Consider the following 18,380-nt stretch of genomic DNA (forward strand, 5'->3'; position numbering starts at 1 on the left):
TTTATAGTGCTGTAATCTAATTACCTATACATTGGATAATGGTTAATTTATATTGTTGGTATAGATATATCAATTCCTAGACTGAATAGCAGGTAATTTAGGATGAAATAAAAGCGGAATTGATTACTTTTGACAACTAATATTGTAAACACATAAGTATTTATGGCTGAAGTGATACGTATGCCCTTGCTGAGTGATACGATGAAGGAAGGGGTAATAGCAGAGTGGCATAAAAAAGTTGGTGATAAAGTTAATAGCGACGATGTAATTGCGGACGTAGAAACCGACAAGGCAACTATGGAAGTAATGCCATACGTTGATGGAACTCTATTATATATTGGTGTTGAGAAAGGTAGTGCTGCGCCTGTAAATGGTATTATTGCCATTGTAGGTAAAGAAGGTGAAGACTATAAGAGTTTATTAGAAGATGGAGCTACTAGCACACCTGTACAGGAAGAGGCAGCACCTGAAGCCCCTAAAGAAGAAAAGAAAGTAGCTGCTCCAAAACCGGGCGAGGCTGAAGTAATACGCATGCCTTTGTTGAGTGATACAATGAAGGAAGGTAAAATAATAGCTTGGCATAAAAAGGTGGGCGATGTAGTGAAAAGTGATGATGTATTGGCCGAAGTAGAAACCGATAAAGCAACAATGGAGGTAATGCCTTATGTAGACGGTACTATACTTTACATTGGGGTTGAAGAAGGTAATGCTGCTAAGGTGAATGAGATCATAGCCATTGTTGGTAAGCCTGGTACTGATATAGAAACATATTTAGCGGGTGATAATTCTGCTTCAACAGTTGACGCTAGTGAAGAAGCTCCTAAGCAAGCTAGTGCAGCTGCAAGTACAACATCTACAACAGTAACTACATCAAATACAGATGATAGAATAAAAGCATCCCCCTTAGCTAAGAAGTTAGCGTCAGAAAAAGGGATAGATATATCTAAGGTAACAGGAACAGGAGATAACGGTAGAGTAATAAAAAGAGATATCGAAAATTATACGCCTTCAGCTGTTGCTCCTTCAGCTACTAGTAGTAATGCACCTGCTATGGCTACTGCGGTTACAGGTCAAGAAGGTTATACCGATATCCCTGTATCTCAAATGAGAGGTGCTATAGCTAGAAGACTTGGAGAAAGCAAGTTTAATGCACCTCACTTCTATTTACGCATTACCATTAATATGGATAATGCAATGGCTTCTCGCAAGTCAATTAACGAGGTATCTACTCACAAGGTATCTTTCAACGACTTAGTGATCAAGGCATCGGCTATGGCTCTTCGTCAGCATCCATTTGTAAATAGCAGCTGGTTAGGAGATACTATCCGCCAAAATCATCATATACATATAGGTACTGCTGTAGCTATTGATGATGGTTTGATCGTACCTGTTGTCAAGTTTGCAGATCAGAAATCATTGTCAGAGATTGCCAAAGAAGCTAAGGAATTAGCTACAAAAGCAAGAGATAAAAAATTACAACCACCTGAGTTTACAGGTAATACATTTACCATATCTAACTTAGGTATGATGGGTATTGATGAGTTTACTGCTATCATTAACCCACCAGATAGCTGTATACTAGCTGTAGGTAATATAGTACCAACACCTGTGGTGGAAAATGGAGAGATCGTAGTTCGTAACCTAATGAAGTTAACACTTAGTTGCGACCATAGAGTTGTAGATGGAGCTGTTGGGTCTAAGTTCTTACAAACACTTAAGGCATTCTTAGAAAATCCAGTTACTATGCTTGCATAGTGTGAAAATAACGAACGATATAGAAAAAGGGCTTCATTTATAAATGAAGCCCTTTTTCTATAATTTATTTATCTGTCGTATTATTTCACTATTTGGATGCTTTGTTTAGCAGCTCCATTGTTTAGTACAACATGATATATGCCTGAAGCCCAGTTTGTAGTATTTAGTTTAACTACAGATGAAGAACTCACAGTATTAGTTTGTTGTGCGATTATTTGACCTTGCATATTGATTACTTGAATATGGTAAGTGCTTGTAATAATATTGCCAAACTTAATGTTTAGTTCATTTACAACTGGGTTTGGATAAGTAGAAACACTGATGCTTTTTGCGATTGTTCCAACAGAAGTGTTGTCTTCTGCTAGTACTAAATTGGTAGTGTTAAATTGATCGCCAGTAGTAGCATTGTTATTGTTTGTAGCATTAACAGCTAGGTTCATAGTAACGTTACCGGTACCTGTAGCCGGAGCAGTCCAGTCGAAAGTAGCAGTGAACATACCTGATGACGCTGGTATTGGGGCGTTGTGTTCAGCTACTGTGTAAGTACCAGGAGGAATAGTTTGTATTTTAGAACCAGCTGAAGCATTAGCTAATGTACCAGCTTGTCCATTGCTGCCATTTGTTGTAGATAACATATAACCAAACTCTACAGCTGCAGAGTTGTTACCTGTTACAGTTACAACATATGTTTTACCAGACTCGTATTTACCACTTGTGATTGTAGTACCAGTGGCTTTATCTTTAAGAGTAATGGATGCTGTAGTAGCTGTACTAGCTGCAGTACCATGGCAACCAGAGCCGCCACAACCAGTAGAAGCAGCAGTGTGTCCTTTAGGAGTTGCTGATGCACCATTACTGCTACTAGTTAGCGTAAGATACAATAGACCAGAAATACAGGTGAAAAGTAGAATTGTTTTTTTCATAAGCAGTTGTTTTTTTAACATTAATATTGTCGTATTACTAATGTACGGACATTAGTTAACTTTAAGAAATATTATTATGCTAAAGGTACTGATAATGATAGGTGTATCAATTATAGTATTACCGTTATTAATTATAGATATCTAGTACTGCTTGTTGTAGCTCTTTAGGAGTTAATCCTGTTTTGTTTTTGATAAAAGCATTGAAATTGCCTTGGCTATCAAAGTTGAGTTGATAAGCTATCTCCTTGTAACTGAGTTCATTAAGTAGCATTAGCCGTCTTATTTCTAAAATTAGTTCTTCGTGAATTAACTCTAGAGCGTTTTTGCCGAGGCTTTTTTTGCAAGCATCATTAAGCTTTTCTGCAGAGCAGTTCATTAAAGCACAATATTCCGATACTTTTTTCTTCTCATGTATGTTGTCCGTTAGCAAAGAGAGGTAATCTTCTAATATATAATGCTCTTTATTATGGTTAAGATTCTCGTTGTTAAGCTCTGCTATGGTAATAAGTATTATTTGTAGGTAACTATATGCCCTATGAGCTGTAAGAGAAGAGGTGCTTGTTGTAGTAAGTAGCTCTTTGATCCTTACAATGAGGTCATAAAGATGATTGAATGTATTTACATCGCATGATATCTTACCAGAATTAAAGAACAAATGGTAATGTCTTACCGGGTTTATATATTCAAATACGTCTTTTCGAAATTGTACCAAATAGCCCGTTGCTGTATTTCTATTCATCAGATGTAACTGGCCAGGATATATAATGTATATATCTCCCTCTGAAACATCATAAGGGGAAAAATCGATCAACTGTGAACCATTGCCATCACGAACAAATATTAGTTCGAAGTAATCGTGTCGATGTAGTTTTTTATAATCATAAGGGTTTTGGTAATCTATTCGCTCAATTATGAGCATTTTATTGGGGTCTGGTAGTGAAACGTGGTGTTGTATATTGTCTTTCAAGAAGTTCAATTGATATATTAGCAATGAAACAGTACTTATTTTCCAAACGATATTGTTGTGTTGGTACCCCTGATCCTACCTTCATTATCATAATATGTAGTAGAGTTGGCTTTGGTGCCTGTACCAATATTCATTTGATGAGTACTACCATTAAGAACTTCTGTACCACTATTCATCATATTGGGGCGAGGTTCATTTTGCTTTACAGTTCTAAAAGTGCCTTGTACTGTGGTGTTGTCCGATTTATATTTTTCAGCTAAGTCTACTTCTTTATTGTCAGCACTTTGAGGAGTAGCATCGCGTAATATGGCAGCATTACTTTTCGTGTTGCTCAGCCCATTGTTACCAATTGGGGCTTTACTAAGGTCTACCTTTTGCTGAGCGTAGCTTAGTGTATTAAATAATGTAAGCACAAACAGTAATAATATTGTCCGCATATATGGTGAATTTATGCCTTCAAGTTACTGAAAAAAAATAAGCTACTCTGTTAAGAGTAGCTTAATGGTTTTATAAGTACTAAGTTTATAGTCTTAGTCTATAGAGGCTGAATTACTTAGCCAAGAAATCTTTTATTTTATCCTTGTGCATGATAACTTCTTTAAAAGTATATGCACCAGACTTAGGGCTACGCACGCTTTTAATTACTTTAGTGTAATTTTTAGCATCTAGGTCTTTCTGACTATCTTTTTTAATCGCCGTTTTTGCCGCCTTTGCCATGATATATTAAATTTAAATATTATTTAATTTCTTTGTGTACAGTATATTTCTTCAGTATAGGGTTGTACTTTTTCAACTCTATACGTTCAGGAGTATTCTTCTTGTTTTTAGTACTGATGTATCTGCTAGTACCAGCCATACCAGTATCTTTGTGCTCTGTGCACTCTAGAATAACTTGAACACGGTTACCTTTCTTAGCCATTATAAATGGTATTTATAAATTTTTAATTATATATTTTCGCCTTTCGCACGAAGCTCTTTTACAACTGCATTCAAACCATTCTTATTAATGGTGCGAATTGCATCTGTGGTTAACTTCAATGTAATCCAACGATCTTCTTCTACAAAATAGAAGCGCTTAGTTTGCAAATTTGGCAAAAAGCGACGCTTAGCTTTTTTGTTAGAAAATGATACTTTATGACCAGTTATCGGCTTTTTACCGGTTACCTGACAAACACGTGCCATATTTTAATTTTTTTAGGACTGCAAAGGTCACTTTTTTTTATGTAAACACAAAATTATTTCTAGAAAAAGTTTAATTAAGCCATTTCAGGCAAGATCAGGCTGTTTAAATCGCTGATACCTATAGTGTTTTCGCATATAAAACCTTCACCATGTGCTACGCCAATGCGTTTGCCAAGAAGTGAAGAACGGTTTAATATATTGTCTAAAAAACCACTAGTGGCGATATAAGTCATTGGCTCGTCGGACGTTGTGTTGTGAAACTGACTTCCATAGCATTTTATAGACTCTAATTTCCTATCCAAAGTGCTAGATATATCTACAATAAAGTCCGGTTTTAGAAAGCGATCTTGTATCATATGAAAAACACGCTTAGGACGCCATTCCTTTTGTGGTTCGCCATTATGTGTTGTCTCAATTTTTCTTAAACCGGAAAGAAAACAGGCATCTGCAATTAGTTTTCCTGCTCTGCCATGGTCAGGATGTCTGTCTTCCAAGGCGTTTGCAATAACAATATCCGGGCTGTATTTTCTAATATATTCTATCAGTTTTAGCTGATGTGCCTTATCATTTACGAAAAAGCCATCTGCCATACCTAAATTTTCTCGTACCTCTATTCCCATTACTTCTGCTGCTGCTTGGGCTTCCTGCAATCTAAGTTCAGGTGTGCCGCGTGTTCCCAGTTCGCCTTGAGTAAGGTCAATGATACCCACTTTTTGCCCAAGATCTACGTGCTTGATCAATGTTCCTGCACAGCTTAGCTCTATATCGTCAGGATGTACAGCAATAGCTAGAATATCAAGTTTTTGTGCCATAAATAATCTGTGTTTCGTAATCTATTTTCCCCTTCGTTTTTTATTCTTTTTAGACTCAAAGGTAGGTTTTCGTTTTATGAATTGGCTTCGGTAATACTGGTTAGCTTCCAGTTCCCTGATTATTTGTTCTATATCCCTATCGTCGTTTTCAGCATCATATTCTTTTTTAAGGTTATGACTGAAAATCCGAGCTACCGATTGTACTACAACTGCTGAGAATCCTCCTTTTAATTCTTTTACAATGTTATAGCAGCTTTTTCCTGTCTCTCTGTCTATTAGTTTTACTAGAACATGACCTTGAGAGATAGTCATATCAGATAACTCTCCTTTAAACTGATTATTTAGCTCTTTTTCTATGGTTTTAAGGTATGCTTTGCGTTTTTTCTTGTCATCACCAATTGCCAACAACACAGAGTCTACATCTTTTAATATTTCTGCAGCTATTACAGCATAGGGGTAAACCTTGTAGACATTATACCGAAGTTTGTTGTAACGCCTTCTTTGTCTTGCAAAACGCTTGGGCAACTTGTCTTTAATAATTACATCATTCATATACACCATGCCAAAAGTGTCTTGACCTATCACAATGCCTCCTAAGAGCAAGGTGTCGTTCATGCCCGATTGTCCCACAGCTTTTGATCCCAATAAGGATAGGGTAAAGCTGAGAATCAATAGGTATGTAGAACGATAACTCATACAAGTAGGAGACAAATTTCTTATTTTTTAACTTGTGCACTACAGTATAGTGAAATTTAATAGAAACTAAATGTGAAAATTTTCTTTATGATATACTGTATTGCGTAATAACTATGCTTGATTGTATACCTTTGTAATTCAAAATATATATCAAAATGAAGAAATTGATCTTACCGTTAGTTATCGTTATTTCATTAACAGCATGTGCTGAGCAACAAGCTGGAATGACTGAAAGTGAAAAAACAGCAAAAATAGACTCTATTGTGGGAGAGAAGCATATGGAGATAATGGATGAGGCTTCTGCAGACCTTGATAAAAGAAAGTCAATAGAGGTAAAGGCAAAAGCAGATTCAATAGTTCAGGCTACGCTTGCACAATAATTGTATTTACGGTAGAAGTATGAGTTTGCCAGATAGTACTACACCTATTCTTTTTTTTGATGGGGTTTGTAACTTATGTAGCTCGGCAGTACAGTTCATTATTCGAAATGATAAGAAACATATTGTTCGGTTCGCATCTTTACAATCAGTACATGGGCAAGCACTAATAAATCATCTTAAAGAACAACGAGAGATTGTTCCTGATAGTTTATTATTACTGTATAAAGGTAAAGTATATTCAAAAGCCGCCGCTGCATTACGCACGGCGGCTTTTATGGGTAGTTGGTGGCAGTTATTGGCTATATTCAGGTTGGTGCCAAGAGTCATTAGCAACTTTGTGTACGATATAATAGCAAGAAACAGGTATAAATGGTTTGGTAAGAAAGAAGAGTGTATGGTACCTACACCTGAACTAAAAGATAGGTTCATTTAAGTTCTAAAAACTATTATTTAGTTATAGTATGAAGAATATAAGAATTATAATAGTGGCAATTTTTAGCTTGTTGTCCATTAACATGAACGGGCAAGAGATCAGCTATTCTGAATACGAAAATTATGATTTCCGATCTGGCGATTTTGATGTAGTAGGAAAGGTAGGTGATTATATATATGTGTATAGAAGTGGTGTAGAAGGTTATTATTTGGATGCTTATAATGACCAAATGGAGCGTAAAGCTAAAGTGATATTGGACTTTTTACCCAAAAGGGTTTTTAGAGTAAAGTTTGTGACTTACAAGGATAAGTTGATGTTGTTGTATCAGGTGATAGAAGGAGGAGAGTTGAAACTTTATGCAGCAACATTAAATGCCAAAGGAATGTTGGCTATTAATCCTCGCGTAATTGTGAAAGAAAAAGCAGGTGTTTTTGGAGCAAAAAACAACTTGTTTTCTTACGCGGTGTCTGATGATAAAGAGACGGTATTAATATATGGTACTGCTACTAAGGGCTCTGAACTGGTTTTGGAAGCCATATGGATAGACGAGCAGTGTGAAGTGCAAACAAAATCAAATGCTAGCTATGCTGCTGATAATAATGTAGCTAATGGTGAGGTGATCGTTAATAATGATGGAACGTTGTTTTTAGCAATATATACCCCAGTAGGTGCTAGGCAGTATGCCGACAGGTTATGGTTGTTGGCATTGTCCAAGGGAGGAACAGATTTTGTTTCTTCAGAAATGCAGTTAAATAATATGTTTGCCTCAGGTACATTTATGGAGTTGGATAATAGGAATAACCGCATATATGTTGGTGGTTTTTATTCTGATAAAAAGAATGGACATTTTATTGGAGCGACCTATACCTATTATGATATAGCAAGTAAAGAGTTTATCCCAACGTTGTTGTTACCTTTTAACGATAGACTTCTAACTGCAAGTGGAGAGAAGAATAAGAAAAGAGCTTTTGATGATTATAGGCTTAAAAAGATCGTAGTTAAAAACAATGGAGGGTTTGTTCTAATGGCGGAACGTTTTTATGCTACTACAAGAAGTAGTTATACGCCTGGGTTTGGTTACTATTCCTCTTATTTTCAGTCGGCAGCTTCTAGTGTTACCGAATATAATTATGGAGACCTGCTAACCGTTTCTTATGCTGTGGATGGCCAAATAGAATGGTTCGGATTTGTGAGAAAGAATCAATTCTCTTACGATGATGGGGGATTGTTTTCGTCCTTTTCTGTTATAAATACGGGCGGTGCTTTAGGTATCTTGTATAACGATTTTAATACTTCTCGTTCCAGAGTGCAGCTGGCAAGTATAGATGGTAGTGGAGCTATTACTACACGTACTTTGTCAAAGTTGGGGAATAAAGAGCCTGATTGGTTACCAAGATACGGGAAGCAAATATCAGCTAGAGAGGTTGTGGTGCCCTGCTTATATAAGAGAGATATTTGTTTTGTAAAAGTTGAATTTTAGCATTCTAAATATTTTTTTGTGTTGCAGCTTATAAGGAATAATAGTCCATTTACAGTTATTATTCTATTCATATTTACCATACTTGTTAAGATGCAGTTTTTATTGCATCCGGTAGCTCCTGTTGTTACACAGAATTTTTTATTTGAACAAGTTGTTACCTTTTTTGATTTGATCTTATTTAATAATGCGTTTGCTTATACCTTATTAGCTATTATTATGCTATTTGGGCAAGCCATATATCTTAATGCAATAGCTATAAGACATAAGCTGTATGGGAAACAAACGTATTACGTAGCTTTTTTGTATTTAAGTTTAACGTCACTTTACCCCGCATTCAATTATTTTAGTGAAGTTCTGCTAGCCAATTGGTTTATTATTTCGGCATTGAATATCATCTTGAATATTCACCAAACGAGCAAGCCAAGGTCAGGTATATTTAATATTGGCTTTTTAATAAGCATGGCAGCCATTCTTCATGCGCCATCTGTTTTTTTGTTTTTGTTGGTATTCGTATCAGTTTCTTTGTTGAGACGTTTCAATCCTAGTGAATGGCTGGTAGGTTTAGTTGGCTATCTAACACCTATTTACTTTTTTGTAACATTTTTATACTTGTTCAATATGCTGGATGAGCTACCCGGGTGGATACATTTGGGTATTTCATTGCCGAGAAGAATTCCGGATCCGATATACATTATAGGTTTGGTTGTTGGGGTAATAATGCTGTTGAGTATGGGTACTTATTCCTTACAAAAGCAGATAGTAAGGGCAAGTATATTTACCAGAAGAGGGTGGACTGTAATTGCCTCCATGTTGTTTTTTAGCATGCTTGTGGCAGTTTTTACCCCTTTTGAGGTAAGGAGTGGGTGGTTGATAGCCTTGCCTGCATTGAGCTTGGTAGTTGCACCGGCACTTTATTCAGAAAAAAATAAACTGTTTAGTAATTTTGTCTTTTATTTTTCATTGCTGTTGATTGTTTATTGTCAGTTTACGGCTAATTTTTGATTGTATTAATTCTTATTAATGAAATTTGGAGTAGTAGTTTTCCCGGGTTCTAATTGCGATAGAGACATGATAAATGCTCTGCAAGACGATTTGAAGCAAGAAGTGGTAACGCTTTGGCATAAAGACGAAGACTTAAGCCAGTTTACTACAGACGATTGTATTATTCTGCCTGGTGGCTTCTCTTACGGTGATTACTTACGTTGTGGTGCCATAGCACGTTTCAGCCCTATAATGGAGCAGGTTGTAGCTTTTGCTAACAAAGGAGGAAAAGTGTTTGGTGTATGTAATGGATTCCAAGTATTGTGTGAGTCTGGTTTACTTCCTGGAGCATTATTGTTGAATGATCATCAAAAGTTCGTTTGTAAGAATGTCTATATCAAGTCAGATAATGATACGACTACAGTTGGGAAAAGCACATCTGGTAAAGTATTAACAATTCCCGTAGCACATGGAGAAGGTAGATACTATGCAGACGATGCTACAATGGAGAACTTAAAAAAGAACAATCAGATATTATTTAGATACTGTGATGTGAAAGGAAATGTCACAGAGGACGTCAACCCTAATGGTGCAATTGATAATATAGCAGGTATTTGTAATGAGAAGGGTAACGTAATAGGTATGATGCCTCACCCAGAAAGAGCTTGTAGTAAGGAGTTGAACAACTTAGATGGTCAGCTTATACTTGAAGCCTTATCTCGTTCCAATTAATATTACTATATTCGGTACCGTTTTAATGATTTTTTAATCTGCTAAAGGTCTGCTAAAAAGACTTGACACAACTAACTAATTATTAAAACTAGCAGTTTATAATAATACTAGTATAGAAACTTGATTATGATGGTAAAAAATTTCAAAGTAATCCTTTTCCTTGTTTTAGGATTTGTGCTATCCGTTGAAGCTAAGGCGCAATTGATAGAAGACCCGACCGAGTGGACAATTGAAGCTAAGCAGGTGGACGAGAATAAATATGATATTGTATTTCACTGTAAGGTGAACAATGATTGGCATATTTATTCACTAGACCCGGGTGGAGATGGCAGTTTTTTACCGCCTTCATTTGATTTTTTAGGCAACACTGATGTTAAGCTTGTAGGAGAGCCTAGAGAAGTAGGTGAATTGATAGATGAGACGATAGAAGATATAGGTACGGTTCATTATTACCATGAGGTAGACTATATCCAAACGGTAGAGTTGGCAAAACAAGACATGGATCTGAAAGGGGAGTATAGTTATATGACCTGTAACGATCAAACCTGTCTTCCTCCAACAACCAAAGATTTTTCTCTGAAAATAGGTAACGGTGGCAGCGCCACAGGAGATGAAGAGGCTGCTAGCGAAATAGTATCTGCAGAAAAAGAGGGAAGCGATAAGTCTCTACTTACCATATTCTTATTAGCCCTTTTGGGTGGCTTTTTAGCGGTACTTACACCTTGTGTGTTTTCGATGATACCAATCACAGTAAGTTTCTTTACTAAAAGAAGTAATACTCGTGCCGAAGGTATTAAAAACGCGATATGGTACTCCTTGTCTATTGTTACCATATTTACTGTATTGGGGGTTGCTATATCTGCAATTTTTGGTGCCGATGCATTAAACGTACTTGCTACACACTGGGTGCCTAATATGATATTCTTTGTAATATTCATCATATTCGGTATTTCTTTCTTAGGGGCATTTGAAATCACACTTCCATCTTCTTGGACAAGCAAGACAGATGCAAAAGCAAATACTAAAAGTCTTGGTGGGATATTCTTTATGGCATTGACATTAGTAATAGTGTCTTTTTCTTGTACAGGTCCAATTATAGGTCCATTGATAGTTGGAGCAGCAACGGGAGGTAAATTAGGTCCGGCTATTGGTATGTTTGGTTTTTCTCTTGGCTTAGCTGCACCATTTGCATTATTTGCCATCTTCCCGGGATTATTGAATAAACTTGGTAAGTCAGGAGGCTGGTTGAATCAAGTGAAAGTTACATTAGGTTTTATTGAGCTAATGTTAGCCTTGAAGTTTTTATCAAATGCAGACTTGCAAGAAGGGTGGAGATTATTAGATAGAGAGGTATTCATTGCTATATGGATAGTATTATCTGTTCTTCTTGGTTTATATCTACTAGGCAAGTTGAAACTTTCTCATGATGATGCAAATGCTAAAAACCTGTTTGGGCAAGAGTATGTATCTATCTTCAAATTATTCTTGGCTATAACCTGCTTCTCATTTGCGGTATATATGGTACCCGGTATGTGGGGCGCACCACTTAAAGGTTTGAGTGCTTTTGTACCGCCAATGGGTACACAAGATTTTGTTATAGGTTCTGGTAGTTCAGCCTCTGGAGGAGCTAGTGAACATGGCCCAACAAGACGATATGCTTCTGAACTTAAAATATACGAACCCGAAGTTGCGATCAAATATGGTTTAGTTTCTTATTACGATTATGATGAGGCTATAGCAGCGTCTAAGGAGTCAGGCAAGCCAATAATGCTTGACTTTACAGGTATCAATTGTATTAACTGCCGAAAGATGGAAGGGCAGGTGTGGTCTGATCCTGGTGTAATGAAAAGAATGAAAGAAGATTTTATTGTAGCATCCTTGTATTGCGATGCACAAGGGGTTAAAATTCCGGAAAGTGAACAATATCATTCCGAGTACTTGAAGAAAACAGTAAAGACTTTAGGGCAAAGAAATTCAGATATTCAAGCGTCAAAGTATAAAGCAAATGCACAGCCATTCTACTTCTTTATAGATGCCGATGAGAATTTACTAGCGCCTGAGGGTTATGGCTATGACCCGGATATACAAGCTTTTATTGAGCACCTTGATAAAGTGAAAGAAAAATACAACGAAACACATTAATATTAAAAGGGGCTTCATAAAGCCTCTTTTTGCTTTTTAGGATAAAAACCTAACGCAAATGATAAAGTCACTAAATATACAATTGTCTCCTTCTGCTGCTGCCAGTTCTGAAGAGGTAATGAAATTGCTAAGTAGAGAGCTCGGGGTAAGTTCTAAACGTATTACAGGCTATAAGATCAAAAAGCAATCAATTGATGCTAGAAAGAAGCAGGTAAAGATAGTACTGCAAGTAGATGTTTTTATAGATGAAAAAGAGCCGGAAGATATCCCATTCGATCCGGAATTAAGGCAGGTTAATAATGCTCCTCATGTGGTTATAGTAGGAGCTGGTCCCGCAGGCTTGTTCGCAGCACTCAAGTTAATTGCACTTGGTTTTAAGCCTATAATATTAGAAAGAGGTAAAGACGTAAGAAGTAGACGTAGAGACTTAGCTGCTATCAATAAAGAAGGTGTTGTAAACCCTGAATCAAATTATTGTTTTGGTGAAGGTGGGGCAGGTACTTATAGTGATGGAAAGCTATATACCCGCTCTAATAAGCGAGGGAATGTGCCTCGTATCCTACAATTATTTCATCACTTTGGTGCTACGGAGAATATCCTCTACGAAACTCATCCACATATAGGAACAAATAAACTTCCTCAGATCATTACTAAGATGAGAGAAGCGATTATAGATTGTGGTGGAGAGGTTCGTTTTGAAGAAAAACTAACAGATATCGTAATTGATGGTGATCGAGTTGCAGGTGTGAAAACCGTCACTGGTAATCATATAACATGTACTAGCTTAATATTAGCCACGGGGCACTCCGCTAGGGATATTTTTGAATTGTTACACCATAAGGGGATAGAAATAGAATGTAAGCCCTATGCATTAGGGGTTAGGATAGAGCACCCTCAATCTATAATTGATAGTGTGCAATATCATTGTGATTTGCGAGGAGACTACTTACCGCCTGCCAGCTATTCCTTAGTGTCTCAACAGAATGGTAGAGGAGTGTTTTCTTTTTGCATGTGTCCAGGAGGTATCATTGCGCCAGCTTCTACTAACCCTAACGAAATAGTGGTGAATGGTTGGTCTCCTTCAAAGAGGAACAACCCATATGCCAATTCGGGTACTGTAGTTAGCGTTGATGAAAAAGATTTTGCTACATACGGATTTACAGGTCCTTTGGCAGGTATGTATTACCAGCAAATGGTAGAACAAAAAGCTTATGAAGTTGGAGGAGGAAAGCTTGTTGCTCCCGCACAGCGTATGGTTGATTTTGTAAAAGGTAATGTGTCTGGTAGTTTGCCCAACAACTCTTATCTACCTGGTTTAAGTAGTCATAGTTTAAAAGATGTTTTACCACAGGAGGTGCATGGTGCTTTGCAAAAGGCTGTAGTGTACTTTGGTAAGAAAATGAAAGGCTACTATACTAATGAGGCCGTTATGGTAGCTACAGAATCTCGTACCAGCTCGCCAGTTCGTATTCCACGCAATAAAGAAACTTTAGAGCATACCCAGATAAGAGGGCTTTATCCATGTGCCGAGGGCGCTGGATACGCAGGCGGAATTATTAGCGCCGCTATTGATGGAGAGCGCTGTGCAGAAGCAGCTGTACGTTCTATCTAGGATAAATAAAAAAGCCTAGCATTTGCTAGGCTTGAAAAAAATAATGTTGCTTATTTTAAGAATGCATTATACATCCATATTAGTTTCTCTTGCTCTCTGATATAATCACTCATCAATGCATTCGTTCCTTCATCGTTAGCATCGCCAGACATAGCTAATAGTTCTCTTTCAAGTTCCAGTAGTATACCAAAGTCGGTGACGATATGCTCCACGCATTGTTTGCCATTTGTAATGTTGGTATGCTCTTTTATTTTAGCTTCAGCTAGGAATGATGAATAGGAATGTAAAGGTGTAACTCCTATTGTTACTATACGTTCTGCTATTTCATCAACCTTTAGTAGTATATCATTGTATAGTTCTTCAAATTTTACATGCAATTCAAAGAATTTTTCCCCTTTAATGTTCCAATGAAACCCTCTAAGGTTCATGTAGAAAAGTTGGTAATTGGCTAATAGTATGTTTAGTTTTTTTCCTAATTCTTCTGATTTTGCTAAGTCTAAACCTATTTGATTTTTTGCTGTCATAGTATCAAAAATTTTGTCTATTGTTAGACTACAAAAATACAAAAATGATAATGTGTATACTAATAGGTATCCTTAATGGTGGGTTAAGAAAGAATGATGTTATCCGTGTATGTACTGTTTAAATTTATTGATGTATTGATACAAAAGATACATCCAAATAGAAAAAGTAAAACTAATAGCCCACACTTCTAAGTTTCGAAAAGGGTGTATGATATGATGGGCCATACTATTGAATAATAAGTAGGGTTGGGTTATAATATCCCAACTATTCCATCGCTCATACCTGCCTAGATAGATACCATAACCGCATAAGAAAAGCAATAAGAAAATAGTGAAGTGCATAACCTTCTTTTTAAATACAGAGCTTATCGTCTTTTCTATATTGTTAAGGGATAGTAGCCCAAGGACAATCCCATTTAGAGCCATGGAAAACAATAACAACAAATCGTACCATAGTGGGATAGTATAAGTAGGAGATAAGTGGAACAGGTCTGTAACCATATATATGGCATTAGGAAAAAATAATAACCAGATAAAACCCAATAGCCAACGGTGACTACGTTTTTGAGTGGTGCTAGCCTTGTAGCTTATGTATAGTGGTACTATAGCTAATAGTAAGTTCCAGTTCATCCAAAAGTATAGGCTGTGTCCTGTATAAAGTATTCTTACAATGGTAAGGGTAATACTAAATATTAAAGAGGGGAGTAGCCATTTATATTTTAGTAAAAAATCCATTATTCTAGTTTAAAAATATGAGTAAACCTATAGTGATGCTTGTTAATGATGAGATCAATACTGCCGCTGCAGCAATGTCTTTTATCACTTTTACTTTAGTATTATATGCGCCATTGGTATAGAGGTCGCATAACATTTCCACTGTAGTGTTCAATGCTTCTGCTATCCATACAATGCCTATTGCAAAGGCTATAGCTATCCACTCATGAGTGGATAGCTGGTTTATAAAGCCTGCAATAATCACAACTATTGTAGCAATAGTATGTATCCTAGCGTTGGGCTCTTGACGTATCAAAGCAATAACCCCACGAATTGCGTACGAGAAACTTTGTATTCTTGCTTTAGGTGAATCTGATTTCTTATTCATGATCTTCTATTTGTTTGTTAGTGCTGTACCAGTCTATTTTCCTAGAGAAGTACATAATAATGGCAAGGACAAAGAACAAGCCTATGCTGCCTGAAATAAGTGCGTATTCTTTAAGTTGAATAAGCATGAATAAATAAGCGTAAAGAGCAGTTAATGAGAACGTAAAGCCAATAGCAATTTTCCATTTCTTGATAACGCTCCATACATAGAGGCCTATAAGGGCTACAGTTGCTACTGCTGCTACCATATAAGCACTATTGAATCCTATATATTCTGAGATAGAGAGTAATAGGGTATAGAATATGATCAAAGCCATGCCGACAAGAATATATTGTAAAGGGTGTATGCGTATTTTCTGTATTACCTCCATGAAAAAGAATACAGTAAAAGTGAGTGCTATTATTAGTAGAGCGTATTTGATGGAACGGTTAGATTTTGCATAATGGTCGGCTGGTTGTATTAGCTTTACACCAAAACTATTGTCGTACATTTTGTTGGTGTTCTTATTATTATAGCCATCCCAGTATTGAGGGAAACTACGGGATACATGTAGTACTCTCCATTTAGCTTTAAAACCATCAGTATCGTTATTTGTGTCGGGAAGGTAGTAGCCATTGAATGAAGGGTCTTTCCAATTAGATGATAGCATTACATCCGTTGTTTTGCCTACAGGTACAAATTGTAAGTCCGAAGATCCTTTCATTTTAAGTTTAATATTAAATTGGCTATTTGTTTCAAGGTTCAGTTTTATGTTTGCCCCCAGTTCTGTATCAAAAATTTCAGCACCTTGGATGCCTGGCTCCATTATAGATGTGTTGTCTGCCCAGTCTAGTGTTACTTCTTCCTCCAGTCCTTTGGCATCACTAATGCCCATTACTAGTCTACTTTCATTCCAAATAATATCATCAGGATTGATGTTTAGTTTTTTAATAGGTGATGAAGAAAAATTTCCTTCAAGTGTCATGTCTGAACGGTAAAGGCTAACATGGTAAATGCTACGTTTTTTAGTTTCTGTAGTTACCTCGCCGTTTATCTTTAGTTTTTCAGGAAGTATGTATACTTTCTTTTTGGTCGTAACTTTTTTGCCATCCTTGGCGATGGAGTGTTTATTATAAGGCACTACTAATATTGGTCCTGCTACTACTTGTTCGCCAGCCCATTTGCTACTCACTTCTTTTACTACTTCTGATTGATAATGCCTTCTTTCATTGATCACGTCATTGACCATGAACTTAGGTATGAGCATTAGTAGGATAAGAAAGCCTATTAGGAATCCTTTTATTAAAATTCTGTTTTTGTCGAAGATGCTGGTTTTGTTGTTCTGTTCCATTTTATAGTTTTTAGTATTGGTTATTAGTAGATGTTTCTTTTATGCTTGTATTGTTGTTTTCCGTTATGATTCTTCTATGTTGTACTACGCTTATTAATGATGCAACCAGCACGCCTATAGTGAATAGGTTAAATATTGTGTCTTGGATTATATCTAGAAACTCTTCTTGGAATAATAGAAGTATCATTAATAGGGCACAGATATAAAAAGAAATAACTGTCCCTATGATTAGGATCACATGCTTCTCTTCAGTAGTGGCCTTAGTACTTTTAAGTAACTCTATGATTAGAGCTATTAAGAAGATGCTAGGTATAGAGAAGAAGCCTTCTACTACTATTACTACTAATGGTACTAACACTAGGCGCATGATGTAAAATTCTAGTTCAAATTCGTTTTGCAACACGCCAATTATTGTTGCTGATATAGCAATGACATAAAGCATAGTTAAGAATATGCCCTGTGTTTTTAGCCATATTTTAAAAGCAAGGTTCATAGTTTTTTTTATTTAGTAAAATGTCTGATGTCAATATTGATAGGTGTGTTACAGTAGGTGTAAATACTTTGGCGTTGCAGCAAAATGTTGGTTAGTGAGATGATAATTGAGATTGCGGTTAACTGATAAAAAATAGGGTCTTGCAATACAGGTTTTAAAAATGCTATTTTCTTAAAAAAGAATATCATTAAGCAGGAGCTAGTGTATAATAAAGTAGCTGTACTTATTATGGTAATAACCATAATGTCTATTTTCCGCTTTTGCTCTCCCTTTAGCAGTTCTAACAAGCCAAGATGAAATCCTATTTGTGGAGACGTGAATAAGGCTTCTAGCAATAATGCTGATAGGTAGAACTGTACCCCATTCATCACATACTGCTGTGCATTTAGGTCATGGCTACTAGCTGTTACCGTTATTAGCACTACTATCAATAGCTGTAATGCGAACAAGGCTCTACTTTGTAGCCATATTTTCAAAGTTGTTTTCATTTGTAAAGTACTTTGTATTTCAGAGTAAAATAGTCAAAAAAATATTAATTTAGTTTATTGATAATTTGTTCTAGTGCATGTAGGTGATCTCTAAATGCTTTGTCTCCTGCTTTAGTAACCGAATAGGTAGTATTGGTTTTTCGCCCAACAAAACCCTTCTGTACTTTGATAAAACCATTGTCTTCCAGTGTTTTTAAATGAGATGATAGGTTGCCATCAGTAACGTCAATTAAGGCTTTGAGGTCATTAAAGTTGACTTGGTCTGTAACTACAAGCGCACTCATAATGCCTATCCGTATTCGGCTTTCAAAAACCTTATTTAAGTTGTTAATTGGGCTGCCCATTAAT

General features: G+C 36.4%; 23 protein-coding genes. 8 read left to right on the forward strand and 15 right to left on the reverse strand.

Annotated features, from left to right (window positions below):
- The first annotated feature begins 162 nt into the window (after positions 1-162).
- Positions 163-1,755: a pyruvate dehydrogenase complex dihydrolipoamide acetyltransferase gene (locus R2800_01180; GenBank protein ID MEZ5015636.1), complete on the forward strand. Its 1,593-nt coding sequence runs from the start codon at positions 163-165 to the stop codon at positions 1,753-1,755.
- A gap of 80 nt (positions 1,756-1,835) precedes the next feature.
- Here the strand turns inward: R2800_01180 and R2800_01185 are convergent, their stop codons facing one another.
- The 8 genes from R2800_01185 to R2800_01220 form a co-directional block, all read right to left on the reverse strand.
- Positions 1,836-2,678 carry a choice-of-anchor V domain-containing protein gene (locus R2800_01185; protein MEZ5015637.1) on the reverse strand — a complete coding sequence of 281 codons (843 nt, stop codon included), beginning with the start codon at positions 2,676-2,678 and terminating at the stop codon, positions 1,836-1,838.
- A gap of 127 nt (positions 2,679-2,805) precedes the next feature.
- Entirely contained in the window at positions 2,806-3,645 is an 840-nt protein-coding gene (locus R2800_01190) for a helix-turn-helix transcriptional regulator (GenBank protein MEZ5015638.1), read from the reverse strand.
- Positions 3,646-3,680: 35 nt separating this feature from the next.
- Complete coding sequence (locus R2800_01195) at positions 3,681-4,082, reverse strand: hypothetical protein (protein ID MEZ5015639.1); 402 nt, start codon at positions 4,080-4,082, stop codon at positions 3,681-3,683.
- A 112-nt stretch (positions 4,083-4,194) separates the two neighbouring features.
- A complete protein-coding gene (locus R2800_01200; protein MEZ5015640.1) occupies positions 4,195-4,362 on the reverse strand; it encodes a DUF4295 domain-containing protein in 168 nt (55 codons plus the stop codon).
- 19 nt (positions 4,363-4,381) lie between these two features.
- Positions 4,382-4,564 (reverse strand): 50S ribosomal protein L33, encoded by a 183-nt coding sequence (rpmG, locus tag R2800_01205; protein ID MEZ5015641.1) that lies wholly within the window; start codon positions 4,562-4,564, stop codon positions 4,382-4,384.
- A 26-nt stretch (positions 4,565-4,590) separates the two neighbouring features.
- Complete coding sequence (rpmB, locus tag R2800_01210; protein MEZ5015642.1) at positions 4,591-4,827, reverse strand: 50S ribosomal protein L28; 237 nt, start codon at positions 4,825-4,827, stop codon at positions 4,591-4,593.
- A 74-nt stretch (positions 4,828-4,901) separates the two neighbouring features.
- Complete coding sequence (bshB1, locus tag R2800_01215; protein ID MEZ5015643.1) at positions 4,902-5,639, reverse strand: bacillithiol biosynthesis deacetylase BshB1; 738 nt, start codon at positions 5,637-5,639, stop codon at positions 4,902-4,904.
- Positions 5,640-5,660: 21 nt separating this feature from the next.
- Entirely contained in the window at positions 5,661-6,335 is a 675-nt protein-coding gene (locus tag R2800_01220; protein MEZ5015644.1) for a DUF4294 domain-containing protein, read from the reverse strand.
- 155 nt (positions 6,336-6,490) lie between these two features.
- Between R2800_01220 and R2800_01225 the strand changes: the two genes are divergently transcribed.
- From R2800_01225 to R2800_01255, 7 genes are all read left to right on the forward strand, one after another.
- Positions 6,491-6,715 (forward strand): hypothetical protein, encoded by a 225-nt coding sequence (locus R2800_01225; GenBank protein ID MEZ5015645.1) that lies wholly within the window; start codon positions 6,491-6,493, stop codon positions 6,713-6,715.
- A gap of 19 nt (positions 6,716-6,734) precedes the next feature.
- On the forward strand, positions 6,735-7,148 hold the full coding sequence (locus tag R2800_01230) for a DCC1-like thiol-disulfide oxidoreductase family protein (GenBank protein MEZ5015646.1): 414 nt from the start codon (positions 6,735-6,737) through the stop codon (positions 7,146-7,148).
- Positions 7,149-7,176: 28 nt separating this feature from the next.
- Complete coding sequence (locus tag R2800_01235; protein MEZ5015647.1) at positions 7,177-8,628, forward strand: hypothetical protein; 1,452 nt, start codon at positions 7,177-7,179, stop codon at positions 8,626-8,628.
- 18 nt (positions 8,629-8,646) lie between these two features.
- Complete coding sequence (locus R2800_01240) at positions 8,647-9,630, forward strand: DUF6427 family protein (protein ID MEZ5015648.1); 984 nt, start codon at positions 8,647-8,649, stop codon at positions 9,628-9,630.
- A gap of 18 nt (positions 9,631-9,648) precedes the next feature.
- On the forward strand, positions 9,649-10,341 hold the full coding sequence (gene purQ, locus R2800_01245; protein ID MEZ5015649.1) for a phosphoribosylformylglycinamidine synthase I: 693 nt from the start codon (positions 9,649-9,651) through the stop codon (positions 10,339-10,341).
- Between the two features lie 126 nt (positions 10,342-10,467).
- Positions 10,468-12,483, forward strand: a complete 2,016-nt coding sequence (locus tag R2800_01250) for a cytochrome c biogenesis protein CcdA (GenBank protein MEZ5015650.1) — start codon at positions 10,468-10,470, stop codon at positions 12,481-12,483.
- Between the two features lie 58 nt (positions 12,484-12,541).
- A complete protein-coding gene (locus tag R2800_01255) occupies positions 12,542-14,095 on the forward strand; it encodes an FAD-dependent oxidoreductase (GenBank protein MEZ5015651.1) in 1,554 nt (517 codons plus the stop codon).
- Between the two features lie 50 nt (positions 14,096-14,145).
- Here the strand turns inward: R2800_01255 and R2800_01260 are convergent, their stop codons facing one another.
- From R2800_01260 to R2800_01290, 7 genes are all read right to left on the reverse strand, one after another.
- Positions 14,146-14,619, reverse strand: a complete 474-nt coding sequence (locus tag R2800_01260) for a Dps family protein (protein MEZ5015652.1) — start codon at positions 14,617-14,619, stop codon at positions 14,146-14,148.
- Positions 14,620-14,718: 99 nt separating this feature from the next.
- Entirely contained in the window at positions 14,719-15,354 is a 636-nt protein-coding gene (locus R2800_01265) for a DUF1361 domain-containing protein (protein ID MEZ5015653.1), read from the reverse strand.
- 4 nt (positions 15,355-15,358) lie between these two features.
- Positions 15,359-15,721, reverse strand: a complete 363-nt coding sequence (locus R2800_01270) for a diacylglycerol kinase family protein (GenBank protein MEZ5015654.1) — start codon at positions 15,719-15,721, stop codon at positions 15,359-15,361.
- The gene (gene creD, locus R2800_01275) at positions 15,714-17,051 is read right to left on the reverse strand and encodes a cell envelope integrity protein CreD (GenBank protein MEZ5015655.1); all 1,338 of its coding nucleotides are present in this window, start codon (positions 17,049-17,051) and stop codon (positions 15,714-15,716) included. The genes R2800_01270 and creD overlap by 8 nt, the downstream gene beginning before the upstream one ends.
- 10 nt (positions 17,052-17,061) lie before the next feature.
- The gene (locus R2800_01280; protein MEZ5015656.1) at positions 17,062-17,544 is read right to left on the reverse strand and encodes a hypothetical protein; all 483 of its coding nucleotides are present in this window, start codon (positions 17,542-17,544) and stop codon (positions 17,062-17,064) included.
- A gap of 8 nt (positions 17,545-17,552) precedes the next feature.
- Entirely contained in the window at positions 17,553-18,032 is a 480-nt protein-coding gene (locus R2800_01285; GenBank protein ID MEZ5015657.1) for a hypothetical protein, read from the reverse strand.
- A gap of 44 nt (positions 18,033-18,076) precedes the next feature.
- Positions 18,077-18,376, reverse strand: coding sequence for a transcriptional regulator (locus R2800_01290; GenBank protein MEZ5015658.1), 300 nt, complete (start codon positions 18,374-18,376; stop codon positions 18,077-18,079).
- Positions 18,377-18,380: the final 4 nt, after the last annotated feature.

The organism is Flavipsychrobacter sp., assembly GCA_041392855.1.
In the GTDB taxonomy this organism is placed as follows: Bacteria; Bacteroidota; Bacteroidia; order Chitinophagales; family Chitinophagaceae; genus UBA5543.